This window comes from Acinetobacter sp. YH12219 (assembly GCF_013417875.1).
Lineage (GTDB): Bacteria > Pseudomonadota > Gammaproteobacteria > Pseudomonadales > Moraxellaceae > Acinetobacter > Acinetobacter amyesii.
The window spans coordinates 74,183-90,210 of sequence record NZ_VPDC01000005.1; the positions used below are offsets into that span (position 1 = coordinate 74,183).

Consider the following 16,028-nt stretch of genomic DNA (forward strand, 5'->3'; position numbering starts at 1 on the left):
TTGAAATTTCTAGTCATTCCTGTGCCGTGATACAGGTTGTGCTGTCGAATGTTTAAGCATTCGATACGAGGTCGTTTTCACTAAAAAGAAGCAAACCACCGAGATCCATCATGCTGCTGACGAAACAAATACTCGCTTTTCGGCCCAATAAAATGGACTGGATTTTTGCGACCAAAACGTTCATCGCGGGCATGTTGGCATTGTATGTAGCCTTTGTACTGAATTTGGCTTATCCGATTTGGGCAATTGGCACCGTTTTCGTGATCGCGAATCCATATTCAGGGATGACGTCTTCAAAAAGTTTGTATCGAGTATTAGGGACGTTCTTAGGGGCGGCCGTGTCGGTGGTGGCACTGCCACATCTCATTCACATGCCTGTACTGTTTACAGTGTTTTTGGCGGTTTGGGTTGGGTTTTGCCTGTATTTGTCACTGCTAGACCGTACGCCTCGTAGTTATGTTTCCATGTTGGCGGGTTATACCACGGTCATTATCTGTTTTAACGTGGTGCATTTTATTGATACCGCTTCGATTTTCGATATGGCTTTGGGGCGTTTTCTCGAAATTACGGTGGGTGTGGTCTGTAGTGCCATCGTGACCACGACATTATTTCCAATGCATATTGGCCCTGCAGTCGAAACACGCGTGAGCAAAACCTTTGCCGATACCAAAGAAATTTTTGATCAGATTTTATTAGAGCCTGCTGAGCTAGAAAATTATTCTAAAAATCTTGGCAATATTGCACGAGATATCGCGGATATACATGTCATGGCGGTGCATTTGTCTTATGAAAAATCCATCTTAAAAGGCATGACACGTCCATTGCAGGAAATCTTGCATCAGTTGAGTTTGTTGGTCAGTAACTTGGTGGCCATGTCTGAACGGATGAAACAATTAGATGGTCTGGACACACATTATCGGACGGCACTCAAGCAAGCCCATGAACATATTGCCGCGTTTTTATTAGATCAACATCAGATTGAGGAAAGTGAACTTAATCAATTGCCTGAACAGTTTGAGCAAGATTTTCAACACATTCATGCACAGGCATTGCCATCACAACAGGTGATTTTGGGCAGTCTAAAAATGGATATTCGCCATTTTATTCAGAATATTCGTGCGATTCGCTTGCTTTGGCAGCGGGTACAGCAAGGCGACTCCACTTTACCAGCTACACTGACCGCCTTGGGCAATAGTCATTATCCGACTTTGCACCGAGATGCGGGGGTTGCCATTCGTGGCGGGGTGTCTGCATGTTTGATTATTTTAATTTCTACGGGTTTTTGGATCGTTAGTGGTTGGAAAGCTGGATTTATGATGGCCGAAATGGCTGCGATCAGTGCCTGTATTTTAACTGCAATGGATAACCCTGTTCCTGCATTGAAAATGTTTATTCGCGCCAATATGTATGCGGCTTTCATGGTGTTTATCTACGCCTATGGCATTTTCCCGCATGTGACCGCTTTTTGGCAGTTGATCGTGGTGTTAGCACCGTTTGTGATGTTCTGTCTGATGCTGTTTTTACATCCGCCTTTGATTGGGATCAGCTTGCCGCTTTTGATGGGCACCATCATGGGACTGAATTTTCAAAACCGCTTTAGCCTCGATCAGGTGTTTTTCTTTGATGCATCGATTGGGACGGTTTTGGGACCCATTATCTCGGTATTTATTATTCATTTAGTACGTGCAATGTCACCAGATATGACGGCCCAACGCATACTTTCACAGCACTACAAAGCACTGCGTCAGGCTTTATATCTGCCGTACGGCTTACCGTTTCGGGTGCATTTACGCAGTATGTTGGACCGAATTGGCATCCTAAACAGCAAAATGGTGCAATCAGGGAATTTGAAACAACAGATCGAGTGGGCTTTGGTGGAAGCCAGTGCCGTGATTGATTTGACCCGCTTGCAAGAACTCATGAATAAACTCGATCCGAATGATGCACTGGTCAGTGAACTTGAAGAGTTACAACAAGATTTAGATGACTATTTCCGTGCCATGGAACAAGGGCAAAAGAATGTGTATATGAGCTTGAAACAGCAAATTGTAGAGCGAATTCAACGATTGAATCAGGCCGTTCAGGGTATTGAAAACGACGATGTTATGCATCGAATTCAGTATTCACTGAACAATATTCAAAGCAGTTTTTGTCATGTTCTAACACAGCAGACTCCAAATCATTTACAGGTCGAGGCACAACATGGGTGAGCTAAATGTATATGGCGTCTATGTGCCCATTCTATTGATTCAAGCGGTATTGGCCTATCTGTTATTGCGGGTCATCATGCGTTTGCTTGACCGATGGATGGCGCAAGATTGGGTGCCGATGCCCAATATTTTTTATTTGGGTGTATTTGTGATGTTGCTTTGGCTGGTGCATGAAATCTTTATTTTCTGCCAGTTCTAAGCCCCTAAAAAAATGAAATGATTGAGGTAATCGTATGACCAATTTGAATGTCCGAAAATATATTCGGCCTATATTGCTAATAATTGTGCTATGTGGCGCATTACTTGCGCTGAAACATATTTGGGAATATTACAATTCGGAACCATGGACGCGTGATGGACGGGTACGTGGTGATGTAATTCAAGTGTCATCGGATGTTTCAGGTTTGGTCACAGACGTCTTGGTTCAAGACAACCAACAAGTGAAAAAAGGCCAAGTGTTATTTCGTATAGATGTGGCACGTCAAGCGTTGGATGTTGAGCAAGCGAAATCTGACCTGGCGAAAGCCAAAGCAGGACTGGCAGGGGCTGAAGCACAGCTTGCTGAAGCCAAAGCCAATCTAGTGAAGTCACAAGCCAATATCAATCTTGCAGATAAAAATGCAAATCGTTATGCAAGTTTGATGGACGGTGCGATTTCAAAACAAGAACAAGATCAAATGTTTGCAGTGCGTGATCAATCACATGCAGAGCATGAGCAAACTCAGGCAGCGATTGAACAAGCCAAAGCCAGTGTGGTGCAGCAAAAAGCCCTAATTGAAGCAGCGAATAGCAGTTTGCATTTGGCTGAGTTGAATTTAAAACGTTCGGAAGTGGTTGCACCGACTGATGGAACATTGTCTAACTTTGAACTCAAAGCAGGGAATTACGTCAAAGTTGGCCAAGCCGTAGCGGCCTTAATTGACCGTCAACAATTGTATGTTGTGGGATATTTTGAAGAAACCAAACTAGATAAAATCTATGTTGGCGCACCTGCAACAATCCAACTGATGGGAAGTTCTGAAGTTTATAAGGGGCATGTACAAGGCGTTGCAACAGGGATTGAAGACCGTGAACGTACATCGACTGATGGTTTACTGGCTAATGTCAATCCAACCTTTAGTTGGGTCCGTTTGGCACAGCGTGTACCAGTGAAAATTGTACTGGATGAAGTGCCGCATGATCAGCTGGCTTTTGTCGCGGGTCGAACCACCACGATTCATATTGTGGATAAAAACTAAGTTATCCCCAATCATTTCATTTGCGCAGCATTGAGTGATCAATCTTGCGCATAAAAAAGCATCCTTTTTCGGATGCTTTTTTATTTGCCTGTTTGTTGAAAGCGCTTAAGGGTTCAGTCCCACTGGATTTCGATACCAACTTTCAATAAATAATGCTGCAGCAAGGCTGTCGGCAGAAAGATTCTTCGCACGGCCTTGGGCTTGATAATGATCTAATTCATCACGCGCTTCACGTGTCGTTAAGCGTTCATCGACCATCAAGGTTTCAATATTGGTTTGGTGGCGAAGGCGTCGTGCAAATTTACGCGCACGTGTGGAGAGTTCAGATTCGCTATCATCCATATTGAGCGGTAGACCCACGATAAACAAATCCGGCTGATACTGTTTCACAATCTTGAGTAGATTATCCCAATTGGGAATGCCATCTTTCATGGGAAAGAGTGGTAGAGGATTTGCACTTTCAATCAGGGCTTGTCCCACAGCCATTCCTGTTTTTTGTGTGCCAAAGTCAAAGGCCATAATCATTTGATATTGTGGTAAATCAGGCATGTCCAATCTCAGATGATAACCACATGCGGTCTACCCCCATTTTTTTATAGGCAGCGTCCCAGCGGTCGTCATAAGGTAAGTTAAATATTAAATCCATGTCTGAGTCACAAATGAGCCAATCACCCCGAGCAATTTCTTCTTCTAATTGGCTTTTACCCCAACTGGCATAGCCTAGGGCCACCTGATAGCGACCCACACCTTCATTGTGTGCAATCGCATCTAAAATATCTTTAGAGGTGGTAATACAAACATTTTCACCTACAGCAATAGACGAATGCCATGTCGGTTGACCGGTATGAAGAACAAAACCTGCCTCTGGGCGCAAAGGTCCACCTTGCAACACTTCATGAGGATGCACATTATCTGCCTCAATTTCCAAATCATTCAAGAGTTCTTTGATCTGTAAACCTGATGGACGATTAATGATGATGCCTTGAGCGCCATCTTCATCATGTCGAGCCAAATAAATCACCGTATTGGCAAAGAATTCATCGTTCATTTCGGGTGGAGCAATCAGGCAGCGGTGTGTGAGGTATTGTTTAGTCACCTAATGGCTTCTCCTTATTGGGGTAAGTTTAATTTTTGGGGTGAATTGCATTCGAATAACGTTGTATTTATCAACATACTAGACTCACAAGTTTTCAACAATGAGTTTTTCTGCAAATTCAATATTTGTCATGCTCGACCGGTGAGGGGCATGATCAAAATCGTCATCGTGCAGGCAGGTCTGCAATGTGGTGAATTGTGAAGAAATGATTGGTGATTTGAACAACAGCAGTACAAAAGCGAGGAGAAGTTATACGTGATGGATGACTGAGATTGCTTAAAATAGCAGGATAAACTGAGGGTGCAACAATGACACATTTTTCAAAAATAATAGGGATGGCACTCTGTGCAAGCCTACCTATTTCAGGCTTTGCAGGAAGCGCTGACTTACAAAAACATGAATCTCAGGTGATTAAAAAATATAAAAACTTAAATTTTTATGAGGTCAATGAAGCGATAGAACGTGAAATTGTGGATGTCATTGCGGCAGATCCGAGCAGTTTTCACTACGGATTTACGCAACTGGAAAAGCAAGGTTTTGTTCATGTGCAATATTCACCAGATAAAAAACTTAAATTTTATAGTTTTGATGTGTCTGGCGGAGGCACCATGGGGGAGTGGAGCAGCTATGTGCAATATGCAACGGGAAAAACGCAACATTTAGATCAATTTGACTCAGGCTATATCAATCAAATTTTGCCGGTCAACATCCAAAATAAAACCGTCTATTTGGTGAGGAGTTATTATAAAGGTGATAATTGCAGTGGACTACATCATCTAAGAGCTGTTGAAGTTGGACTAAAACAGTTACTTAAATCTTATGTATTTCAAACTAAGCAAAAGAAACTAGATCAAATCTCGGTAGATTATGACTGCCATTATGAAACCGATCGTCGTAGCGGTAATGAATATCTCAAAATCAGTCCGAAACACGTGGATGTTATGTTACTCAATCAACAACATCAGCCGCAGTATAAATATTTACGCTATACCTTAGGCTCGAAAGCCTTTGTGTATCAGGGAATTGTCAAATAGTGTGTTTAAGAAAAAAGCCTGTGTAGTTTTAATCCACAGGCTTTTTTGAAAAAATTAAAATTAACTATGTTGAAATTTTAATTGTCGTAATTGTTTTGCGTGTTGTAAGGTCGTTTGACTAATCTCCACACCACCGGTCATTCGAGCCAGCTCTTGAATCCGATCATCTTCTTCTAATTCGATAATGGTACTGCTTGCAGGATCCGTTTGACGTTTTTTCACCAAAAGATGTTGGTCAGATTGAGCAGCGACTTGGGCTTGGTGAGTAATACATAAAATTTGAACATGCTGCGCCAAATCAGCCAACAAACGTCCGACAATTTCTGCTGTTCCGCCACTGATCCCGACATCAATTTCATCAAAGACTAACACTTCTGATTCAGTTTTTTCAGCATTCATCACTTGCATGACTAAGGCAATACGTGACAATTCACCCCCCGATGCCACGCGTGCTAAAGGCTGAGCAGGAATCCCTTTGTTTGCGGTGAACAGCAGTTGAATAAAGCTCAAACCTTCACTTGAAGCTTGTTCTAGAGGCTCAAATTTAAATTCAAAATGAGCCTCTGGGAGCGCGAGCTGCTTCACTTGTTCAGTCAATTGCTTCGCCAATGGGGTAGATGCTTCACGACGAATATCATCCAAATGCTGTGCTTTGGCTAAAAAGTCTTGATGAGACACTTCCACTTGTTCAGCTAGGGTTTCAGGATCTTCAAGTTGATGTAATTGTTCTAGCTCAAGTTGCCACGCATCATAATCATTTTTTAAATCTTCAGGCTGAGTACGATATTTACGCGCTAAGCGATGAAAAACTTCGAGTTTAGTGTTTAATTCGTCCATACGTTCAGGATCGAAACTTTGACGATCAATAAACTGACGTAAATTTGCGGTGGCATCTTCAATTTCACTTTGAGCGTTCAGTAGCGACGTATAAATTTCAGAAAGTTGTTCACTACGTCCTGCATGCGATTCAATCCGACGAATGATCGCGCCCATTTCTTGATTGATATTTTGCTCGGCGTCATCGAGGGCATTTAGACCATAGCTACAATCTTGCATGATATGTTCATGATGACTGAGACGGTCAAATTCTTGCTCGATTTCTTTGTAGTCCGTTTGCACAACGTCTTCAAGTTCTTCCAATTGAAGTTCAAGCGTTTCTATCCGTTGCTTACGTGTGGCTTGGGCGTCGAGTGCTGCTTGGTGCTGACGAATGTCCTTTTGCCATTTGCTATAGGCATCACGCACGGCTTGAGCAGGCTGATAAAAATTGTAATAGCGATCTAGCCAATGTTTTGGGTAGGGCGGTTCTAAGAGTTGTTGTTGGCTGTGTTGGCTATAGAGTTGTACCAATAAGCGGCCAATTTCTTTTAACTCGGACAAGCTGCTCGGACGTCCATTTATCCATGCCTTACTACGACCTGTTGCAAAAATTACGCGACGTAAATGGATTTCGCCAGACTCATCATCCAATTCGTGTTCTTTGAGCCACAGTGCTTCAGGACTGTGCTCTTGGTAGCTAAAGGTCGCTGTCACATCGGCTTTGTCTGATCCATAGCGCACATAGTTGGTGTCTGTTCGTTCACCTAAACATGCTGATAGTGCGTCTAGCAGCAAAGATTTACCTGCACCTGTTTCACCCGTCAGGACGTTAAAGCCTTGTTCAATGTCGATGGCTAAATGGTCGGCTAATGCAAAATTGATCAGAGTTAAATGTGTCAGCATAAACGCATCCGAGCTGCGAAAAGTTCTAGTTAAAGATAATTAAGTTTTGTTTTAGTCACAAGATAAGTTTTATTTTAAGATGACGAAAAACCTCATAATTCTATCCTAAATTTCAGTTTAATAAGAAATTAGTTTCGTATCTGCCGTAAGCACGCAGTGTAGTGATGCAAAGAGTAAATGATCTTGCATAACGTGAGCTTAAACCATCCAACATTTTGCTAAGTTCTCACAAAACACGTTCGTGTATGTATTCTTGTATTTAATCTAACGTGTTATTGCCTTAAAACGTCATGATTTGGTCTCTTAAATCCATCCATATAATTCATTATCCATGTATATCTGTGAAATGATTTTGCAGCGTTTCAATAGACCCTAATTAGGACTTTAGTGGATGAAATAAAAAAAGTATTTTGTACAACAGTACAGTTTGTTTTAGATTCTCAATGTCAAGATAGTGGTATGGTATTGGGACACATCCACTTCTCAGATTTTTGTAATTATCTATCTCAAAGTTTTCAACACTGATTGATTAGTTTTTGCAGCACAATTAAACTACTTCAATCAAAATATTATAAATATGCTTTATCTGGAGAAAACGCATGTCAGCACAGTTTGATCATGTATCAGTCATCAAAAAATCAAATGTTTATTTTGGCGGTCTATGTATCAGCCACACTGTGCAATTTGAAGATGGAACCAAGAAAACACTGGGTGTGTTGCTTCCAACTGAACAAGCGCTGACTTTTGAAACCCATGTACCTGAACGTATGGAAATTATTTCAGGTGAATGCCGTGTTCAAATTGCTGATAGCGAAGAAAGCGAACTATTCCGTGCGGGTCAATCGTTCTACGTGCCAGGTAATAGCCGATTTAAAATTGAAACAGATGAAGTCTTGGATTATGTGTGCCACTTAGAAGGCTAATAATTCAATCAATTTAGGCACAGTTTTTTAACCTCAAATCGGTTAAACTATGTGTCATAGCATAAATCCTGTAAAGCTTGCTTTGCAGGATTTTTCTTTTTGATAACCTAAGCTGTGCGCTGGGTGATCATACCCTGTTTAAAAGTTTATCGAAGTTTGCAAATTAGAGGTCGTTCATGGCGAAACCGGAATATTATTATGGCGTTCATTCAGTGGAGTCATTACTGGAACTTGAGCCAGAACGCGTATTAACTTTATTTGCGTTAAAAGGACGTGATGATCAGCGTTTGAAACGTATTTTTGAGTTGGCAGAACCATTTGGTGTCAGCATTCAAAAAGCTAGCCGTGATAGTTTGGAAAAACTTGCGGGACAACCGTTCCATCAAGGTGTGGTCGCGGCTGTACGTCCACATCCAGTCTTAAACGAAAAAGATTTAGAGGCTTTATTACAAGCCAATCCAAATGCACTGCTATTGGCTTTAGATCATATTACAGACCCACATAACCTTGGTGCATGTATTCGTACAGCGGCAGCCATGGGTGTTGAAGCTGTGATTGCACCGCGTGATCGTTCAGCGACGCTTACCCCAACAGCCCGTAAAGTGGCTGCAGGTGGTGCTGAAAAAGTGAAGTTTATTCAGGTGACAAACTTGGCACGTACCTTGGCTCAAATCAAAGAAGACTTTAATGTACGCGTAGTCGGAACCATGCTAGATGAAAAAGCATTGCCGATTCAGAATTTTGACTTCACAGGTACGGGTGTATGTGTGGTGATGGGCGCTGAAGATACAGGTTTACGTCCCATTACGCAGGCGCAATGTGATCAAACTGTGTACATTCCAATGGCCGGCAATTTGCAAAGCTTAAATGTCAGTGTCGCAACAGGTATGGCATTGTATGAAGCATGTCGTCAACGTAATAATGAATTGAAATAGCAGTGATGATGTCTCCCCAAAAGCAAGGTTATTTATATGTTTTCATTACCATGTGTATTTGGGGGGGATTCACCTTAACGGCGCGTTTAAGCGCCAATTGGGGAATCAGTGCTTGGGATATCACGGCACTTCGGTTTGCTTTGGCATTTTGCATCTTAATGCCAATTTTGATTTATAAAAAAGATACGGCTTTTTTATGGAAGAAAGAGCCTTTTATCCTCGCTATGCTCGGTGGGGTGACCTATTGCTTAACGGCCTATAGCGCATTTCATTATGCTCCTGCGGCCCATGCGGCAATCTTCCTCAATGGTTGTATTCCCTTATGTACGGCCATAGCCGCATTCCTGATCTTCAAACAGCCACTCGATAAGCATACCTGGATCAGTGTGGTGATTATGGTCTCTGCCATTAGCTTAATGAGTTATTTGATGTATGTGGAAACCGGTGTAGCGTTTGGTTTAGGTGATTTGCTGTTTTTTATCAGTGCCATTTGGTGGGGAATATTTACGGTATTGCTTAAGCAATGGAAACTCTCTGCTTGGCATGCCATGGCAGGGGTTGCGATTTGGTCTGCCGTGGTATTTGTGCCAATTTATCTAATATTTTTCCCTAAACATTGGTCCGATCCTGAGCCGCTGCAGCTCATTGGGCAAGTCATCTTTCACGGTATTTTTGTGGTGATTATTGCGACTTTAACGTATGTAGAGGCGATCAAGCGCTTGGGTGCATTTAAAGCCGGAAGCATCGTAACTTTGGCACCTTTTATTGCTGCGATTTTAGCGGTGCCGCTGCTAAATGAACCTTTAAGTTTTGCAATCGTGTGCGGATTAGTCGGGATGGGGATTGGAGCGATTCAACCGTGGAAATGGTTGGGGCGAAAGGACAGTCTAGAGCAGCAACTCGAACAACAAAAAAAGCAGTCTGAGTAAGACTGCTTTTTTATTTAGTTTTTTTCAGCGTGCGCTAAGTACTTGAGATGCAAGGGCCGAAGCTGCGCATAAAGATGATCTAAATGACCATCATTCAGCACGATATCATCGGCGATTTTTTGCTTTTCCTGACGTGACATTTGAACTTGAATAATTTTTTGGATTTGCTCGATATTTTGACTATCGCGCTGTGATGCACGCTGAATTTGCAATTGTTCTGTGGCATCAATCAGCAAGGTGTGATTGGTCAATTCATGTTGATTGGTTTCAAATAATAGTGGTGAAACCAAGATGACATAGGGGCTGGTGGCTTCATTTAACTGTTGGATAATGGACTGGCGTATTGCAGGATGGGTAATGGCTTCAAGTGCTTGACGTGCTGTAGGATCTTTAAAGATATGTTCACGTAAAGCGCGCCGATTTAACTCACCATTTGCAAGTAAAACCCAATCACCAAATTGTTGTTGAATTTGATTCAGTGCAGGTTGACCAGGTTCGACAACTTCCCGTGCAACGATATCAGCATCGACGACTTGAATGCCTTGGAGTTCAAACCAATTGCTTGCAGCAGATTTACCGCTACCAATACCACCTGTTAAACCCAAGACAAATGTCATACAACGACCTTACTGACCCAAATAAATTTTCATAATTTGATCACCCCATAAAAAGGCGATCCATCCAGCGATGGCAATATAGGGACCAAATGCAAAAGGTTGGTTTTCTTTACGGACTTTGAGCAAAATAATGCCGATGATTGCACCCACCAGTGAAGAGAGTAATACAATCAGTGGAAGCAGGAAAGGGCCCATCCATGCACCCAAGGCAGCTAAAAGCTTAAAGTCACCATAGCCCATACCTTCTTTGCCAGTGATGATTTTAAATAAATAGTAAACAATCCATAGGCATAAGAAGCCGATGATATATCCCCAAATGGCTGAGGTTGCAGAGGTATAAATGGCATAGCTATTCACGCCAAGCCCGAGTGCAGCCAAAGGAAGGGTATAACGGTCAGGTAAAAGTTGGGTGTCAAAGTCAATAAAGGTTAATGCAATCAATACATAAGTCAGCACCAAACCAAACAGCATCTGGATGGTTGGACCAAAAACTGCAACAACAATCAGCGCACAGATCATGGTGAGTAGCTCAATCAGTGGATAACGGCTACTGATCGGGTTTTGGCAACTTCCACATTTTCCGCGTAAAACAATCCAACTGATAACCGGAATGTTTTGATACCAACGAATTGGCGTTTTACATTTTGGGCAGGTTGAAGCAGGAGTACTTAGGGTAATCTTTGTTTCATCAATAATCGGTTGGTCTGGATGTAAAAACAGTTGGCAATCCGTGCGCCATTCTTGTTCCATCATCTTCGGCGTGCGGTAAATCGCCACATTCAAAAAACTGCCGATGCAAAGACTAAAAATCCCAACTGCGATATACATCGCAGTTGGGTTGTTGATTAAGTAGCTAAAAAAATCAGTAAACAAAATATTTCCTTTTCTTGGTTTTAACCAACCACTGAACCCATTTGGAAGATTGGGAGGTACATTGCGACAACAAGCCCCCCTACTAAAATCCCGAGAATAGCCATAATTAAGGGTTCCATCATCGAGGTTAAGCCATCAACGGCATTATCTACTTCATTCTCATAATGTGTCGCCACTTTATCTAGCATGGCATCTAAAGCACCAGACTCTTCACCAATAGCGACCATTTGGACTGCCATAGGTGGAAATTTATCGGTAACACGCATGGCGAATTGCAATTGCTGACCAGTCGCGACATCTTCACGAATTTTCATGACCGCTGTTTCATAGACCACGTTGTTGGTTGCACCTGCAGTTGATTCTAGTGCATCGATTAAAGGTACACCTGCGGCAAAGGTGGTTGCCAAGGTACGGCTATAGCGGGCAATAATCGCTTTATAAACCAAATCACCAAAAATTGGTGCTTTTAGTGCAGCTTTGTCTAAGAAGTCTCGGAAAGCTTTGCTACGTTTTTTTGCTTCTAGAAACCCACCAATTAATATTGCAATAACCACAAGCATGATAAACCAATAATCTTTAGTCCAATTTGACATATTGACAACCATCTTAGTAAAAGCTGGCAGTTCTGCACCAAATGAACTGAAAAGGCCTTCAAATACGGGTACAACTTTCACCATCAAAATAATCGTCACAATTATCGCGACCACAATAACTGTGGCTGGGTACTTCATGGCCTTTTTGATTTTTTGCTTAAGCAATTCACTTTTTTCTTTATAAATGGCAACACGATCCAGCATGGTTTCAAGTGCACCCGATTGTTCGCCTGATTCAACCAAAGAGCAAAATAGGTTGTCGAAATACTGCGGATATTTACGCAGTGCACCTGCAAAGGTATTGCCGCCTTCAACTTCACCTTTAATCCCCAAGACCACTTCACGCATGGCTGGGTTTTCTAAGCCTTCCGCCACGATTTCGAACCCTTGAACGAGCGGTACGCCGGCTTTCATCATGGTTGCAAGTTGGCGCGTGAATACCGTGATATCCAAAGTGGATACTTTCTTTTTCATCAAGCCTTCGAGAATGTTTTTACGTTTTTCTCGAATGGTTTTAATGGTGATGCCTTGCTTACGTAAAGTGACTTTAGCTAAAGCCATATTACGCGAAGGCATTTCCCCTTTGATTTTCGCCCCTTTGCGATCCACGCCTTCATAACTGAAGGTTGGCATCATCTGCGCTTTTTTTACAGCCATGAATTTATCCTTATTTTTAAATACTAATTCACTTACTCACTGGTCACACGATTGACTTCTTGAAGTGAAGTCACCCCCTGCATGACCTTAATTAAGCCTGAACGGCGTAAATTGTTGAAACCTGCTTGATTTGAAGCTTCGGCAATTTGTAAGGCATTGCCGTCTTCCATAATAATTCTTGAAATTTCAGGTGTCACTTTCATGACTTCGTAAATACCGACACGGCCTTTATAGCCTTCACGGCATTCGGCACAACCCACAGGCTGGTATATTTGGAATTCTGGTGTATTTAAATCATCTTCGGTAAAACCAAGCTCCAATAGACTTTGTTTTGGTACGTCTACTGTTTCTTTACATTGTGAACATAGGCGACGTGCAAGTCGCTGCGCAATGACAAGGTTCACGGATGTCGCGATGTTAAATGAAGGCACGCCCATATTGCGTAAGCGTGTCAGTGTTTCAGGTGCACTATTGGTATGCAGTGTAGACATCACCATGTGACCTGTTTGAGCCGCTTTAATTGCAATTTCAGCCGTTTCTAAATCTCGAATCTCACCGACCATCACAATATCAGGGTCTTGACGTAAGAATGATTTTAAGGCTGCAGAGAAGGTGAGGCCGACTTTATTATTTACGTTTACCTGATTGATCCCTTCTAAGTTAATTTCCACAGGGTCTTCGGCCGTTGAAATATTGGTATCTTCACGGTTGAGAATATTTAAACCTGTATATAGAGATACGGTTTTACCGGAACCCGTTGGACCGGTAATGAGCAGCATGCCTTGTGGTTTTTCTAAAGCCTGCATGAACAGTTCTTTTTGATCAGGTTCATAACCCAACGCATCAATCCCTAGCATCGCACTAGATGGATCAAGGATACGTAGAACAAGTTTTTCACCAAACAATGTCGGTAAAGAGTTCACACGGAAGTCGATAGCTTTGTTCTTTGACAGCTTTAACTTGATACGACCGTCTTGAGGTATACGTTTTTCCGAGATGTCCATTTGTGACATGACTTTTAAACGTGAAGCAAGTCTTGTAGCGAGCTGCAAGGGCGGATTAGTAATTGTTCTTAACACGCCATCGACACGGTAGCGGACGCGGTAAGACTTTTCATAGGGTTCGAAATGTAAGTCAGATGCACCCATGCGAATTGCGTCGACTAGTAGTTTATTGATGTATTTAACAATCGGAGCTTCATCACCCGTTGCCTCATCTTCATCTTCTTGAGATGGATCGGGTGTTTCATTATCTAAATCAAGATCAAAGTCATCGTCAAAGTCGAAAGTACTTTCTTCAGCGAAGTTCTGTTCAATTAACTTTTCAAGTTTGTCATGTTCAACAATAATTGTTTCAGTATTCAGCTTACTACCAAATCGAATGGCATCCACTGCTTCAATATTGGTGGGATTACTGATCGCAACGAATAATAAATTGCCATGTTTAAAAATAGGCAAAATACGATGCTTAGTAATGAGTTTATCTTCAAATTCATCACGTATAATTAAAGACGTATCATAAGTTGAAATATCAAAAACCGGTTCACCGAACTCTATCGAGATGGTTTCTGCGATCAGGCGTGCTGAAAGGTGATATTCCTGAATCAAATGCGGCACGATATCTTGATGAGCCTTTTTTGAATTTTGCAGCGCTGCTTGCATTTTTTCGGCAGACAGATGCCCTTCGTCAACTAAGCGACGAATAAACCCCGTAAATCTTGAAGAACCTTGAACTGCTGTCATGCTTTTACTTGCCTATGCTTCAGTCTGTTTATAATTGGTATAGCAAAATTATACTTTTGTTGCACAAAAATACCATATCTTAAAGTGTTGTCACTAGCTAAGAATTGGTAAAAAGCATGAACCAGTCCTTAAATCTGCTTAATTTTTTTACAGAAAAGTGAAGATCTTGGAATGACTGGTGTGGTTCGAAGATGCAAATGTGTTGAAATTTATCTTCAAAATTATGAATTACGTGTAGAATGTGCCCGATTTCATCTTTGTCATGTGGGATAAATATGTCGGGTTCGACGATTACGCCTTGGGTAGTGGGTAACTGGAAAATGAACCCATTGCAAGCCGATGCTGGCGCACTTCTTAAGAATTTTAAGCAATTATTAAATGAACAAAATATTGCTGAAGCGGCATGCCATATTGGGGTTGCACCAACAGCTATTGCTCTGACCTCGGTGCAAAATGAATTAGTACAAGCAAGCCGTAATATTATGACCGTTGCACAAGACGTTTCTCGCTTCGCAGGTACAGGCGCATATACGGGTGAGCTCAGTGCAGAGCTATTAAAAGATTATGGTGTTGAGTTTGTACTGATTGGTCATTCAGAACGCCGTGAAATTTTTGCTGATCAACCGCATATCATTAATGAAAAAGTAAATAATGCATTAAACGCAGGTTTGACTGTGATTTATTGTGTGGGTGAAAGCTTGGAACAACGTGAAAGCGGCCAAGCAGAACAGATTGTGTTACAACAAATATGTGATATTGCTGCTGTCGTACAAGCAGAGCAGTGGAAACAAATTGTGGTGGCTTATGAGCCAATTTGGGCCATTGGCACAGGTAAAACAGCGTCACCTGAAGATGCGCAAGCGATGCACGCTAAAATTCGTGAAGGTTTAAGCCAAATCACCCCAATGGGACTTCATACTGCGATTCTTTATGGTGGTAGTGTAAAACCTGAAAATGCAGTAGAGTTGGCAGCCTGTCCGGATATCAATGGTGCGCTGGTCGGTGGTGCATCATTAAATGCAGAGTCGTTTTATAAAATTGCTCAAGCATTTGCAAATACAAAATAATTAGGAGTTCAGCATGCATACGTTTGTGCTGGTGGTACATATTATCTTAGCGATTTTAATGATCGTGCTGATTTTAGTTCAGCATGGTAAAGGCGCAGATGCGGGTGCATCTTTTGGTGGCGGCGGTGCTGCAACTGTATTTGGTGCATCGGGTTCGGGTAACTTTATGACCCGTTTGACTGCGATTTTAACGGCTTTGTTCTTCGTTACGAGCTTGACACTTGCTGTGTTTGCAAAGAAACAAGCGACAGATGCTTATAGTCTGAATGCGATTTCTTCAGTACCGACTGCGCCAGTAAAATCGGCTGAAACTTCGCCAACTGCACCAAAAAGCGCTGAATAATTTATTTAGCGCTTTCTTTTTTGACGTGTTGCGACTAGAATGCGTCACA

The 16,028-nt window shown here is 42.0% G+C and carries 16 protein-coding genes; 9 read left to right on the forward strand and 7 right to left on the reverse strand.

The features are described 5' to 3' along the window. Positions 1-110 precede the first annotated feature (110 nt). Genes FTV04_RS04780 through FTV04_RS04790 form a run of 3 tightly spaced genes read left to right on the forward strand, consistent with a single transcriptional unit; the run spans position 111 to position 3,448 of the window. Complete coding sequence (locus tag FTV04_RS04780) at positions 111-2,210, forward strand: FUSC family protein (protein ID WP_180088869.1); 2,100 nt, start codon at positions 111-113, stop codon at positions 2,208-2,210. Next, positions 2,203-2,409 carry a DUF1656 domain-containing protein gene (locus FTV04_RS04785; RefSeq protein ID WP_168378210.1) on the forward strand — a complete coding sequence of 69 codons (207 nt, stop codon included), beginning with the start codon at positions 2,203-2,205 and terminating at the stop codon, positions 2,407-2,409. The genes FTV04_RS04780 and FTV04_RS04785 overlap by 8 nt, the downstream gene beginning before the upstream one ends. 34 nt (positions 2,410-2,443) lie before the next feature. Further along, positions 2,444-3,448, forward strand: coding sequence for an HlyD family secretion protein (locus tag FTV04_RS04790; protein WP_180088872.1), 1,005 nt, complete (start codon positions 2,444-2,446; stop codon positions 3,446-3,448). A gap of 105 nt (positions 3,449-3,553) precedes the next feature. On the opposite strand, the gene ruvX is transcribed toward FTV04_RS04790, so the two are convergent. Both ruvX and FTV04_RS04800 read right to left on the reverse strand, forming a co-directional pair. Beyond that, complete coding sequence (ruvX, locus tag FTV04_RS04795; protein WP_180088874.1) at positions 3,554-3,997, reverse strand: Holliday junction resolvase RuvX; 444 nt, start codon at positions 3,995-3,997, stop codon at positions 3,554-3,556. Then, complete coding sequence (locus FTV04_RS04800; RefSeq protein WP_078189425.1) at positions 3,990-4,544, reverse strand: YqgE/AlgH family protein; 555 nt, start codon at positions 4,542-4,544, stop codon at positions 3,990-3,992. The genes ruvX and FTV04_RS04800 overlap by 8 nt, the downstream gene beginning before the upstream one ends. A 308-nt stretch (positions 4,545-4,852) precedes the next feature. Here FTV04_RS04800 and FTV04_RS04805 point away from each other — a divergent pair, with 308 nt between their 5' ends. After that, positions 4,853-5,578: a hypothetical protein gene (locus FTV04_RS04805; protein WP_180088876.1), complete on the forward strand. Its 726-nt coding sequence runs from the start codon at positions 4,853-4,855 to the stop codon at positions 5,576-5,578. Between the two features lie 60 nt (positions 5,579-5,638). On the opposite strand, the gene recN is transcribed toward FTV04_RS04805, so the two are convergent. After that, a complete protein-coding gene (gene recN / locus FTV04_RS04810; protein WP_078189423.1) occupies positions 5,639-7,300 on the reverse strand; it encodes a DNA repair protein RecN in 1,662 nt (553 codons plus the stop codon). Positions 7,301-7,899: 599 nt separating this feature from the next. Here recN and FTV04_RS04815 point away from each other — a divergent pair. The 3 genes from FTV04_RS04815 to FTV04_RS04825 all read left to right on the forward strand — a co-directional run bounded on the left by FTV04_RS04815 (position 7,900) and on the right by FTV04_RS04825 (position 10,087). After that, positions 7,900-8,223 carry a pyrimidine/purine nucleoside phosphorylase gene (locus tag FTV04_RS04815; protein ID WP_067763086.1) on the forward strand — a complete coding sequence of 108 codons (324 nt, stop codon included), beginning with the start codon at positions 7,900-7,902 and terminating at the stop codon, positions 8,221-8,223. Positions 8,224-8,399: 176 nt separating this feature from the next. After that, positions 8,400-9,158 carry a 23S rRNA (guanosine(2251)-2'-O)-methyltransferase RlmB gene (gene rlmB, locus FTV04_RS04820; RefSeq protein WP_168378207.1) on the forward strand — a complete coding sequence of 253 codons (759 nt, stop codon included), beginning with the start codon at positions 8,400-8,402 and terminating at the stop codon, positions 9,156-9,158. Positions 9,159-9,166: 8 nt separating this feature from the next. Continuing rightward, positions 9,167-10,087 (forward strand): DMT family transporter, encoded by a 921-nt coding sequence (locus FTV04_RS04825; RefSeq protein WP_373423634.1) that lies wholly within the window; start codon positions 9,167-9,169, stop codon positions 10,085-10,087. A gap of 14 nt (positions 10,088-10,101) precedes the next feature. Here FTV04_RS04825 and coaE read toward each other — a convergent pair whose 3' ends face one another. The 4 genes from coaE to pilB form a co-directional block, all read right to left on the reverse strand. Beyond that, the gene (gene coaE, locus FTV04_RS04830; protein WP_180088878.1) at positions 10,102-10,704 is read right to left on the reverse strand and encodes a dephospho-CoA kinase; all 603 of its coding nucleotides are present in this window, start codon (positions 10,702-10,704) and stop codon (positions 10,102-10,104) included. A gap of 9 nt (positions 10,705-10,713) precedes the next feature. Beyond that, positions 10,714-11,532 (reverse strand): A24 family peptidase, encoded by an 819-nt coding sequence (locus tag FTV04_RS04835; protein WP_180064909.1) that lies wholly within the window; start codon positions 11,530-11,532, stop codon positions 10,714-10,716. Between the two features lie 65 nt (positions 11,533-11,597). Beyond that, a complete protein-coding gene (locus FTV04_RS04840) occupies positions 11,598-12,827 on the reverse strand; it encodes a type II secretion system F family protein (RefSeq protein ID WP_180059132.1) in 1,230 nt (409 codons plus the stop codon). Between the two features lie 32 nt (positions 12,828-12,859). Further along, positions 12,860-14,569, reverse strand: coding sequence for a type IV-A pilus assembly ATPase PilB (pilB, locus tag FTV04_RS04845; RefSeq protein WP_180088881.1), 1,710 nt, complete (start codon positions 14,567-14,569; stop codon positions 12,860-12,862). Positions 14,570-14,844: 275 nt separating this feature from the next. Here pilB and tpiA point away from each other — a divergent pair, with 275 nt between their 5' ends. Continuing rightward, entirely contained in the window at positions 14,845-15,636 is a 792-nt protein-coding gene (gene tpiA / locus FTV04_RS04850; protein WP_180088883.1) for a triose-phosphate isomerase, read from the forward strand. Between the two features lie 13 nt (positions 15,637-15,649). Next, the gene (gene secG, locus FTV04_RS04855; protein WP_180088885.1) at positions 15,650-15,979 is read left to right on the forward strand and encodes a preprotein translocase subunit SecG; all 330 of its coding nucleotides are present in this window, start codon (positions 15,650-15,652) and stop codon (positions 15,977-15,979) included. The last annotated feature ends 49 nt before the right edge of the window (positions 15,980-16,028 follow it).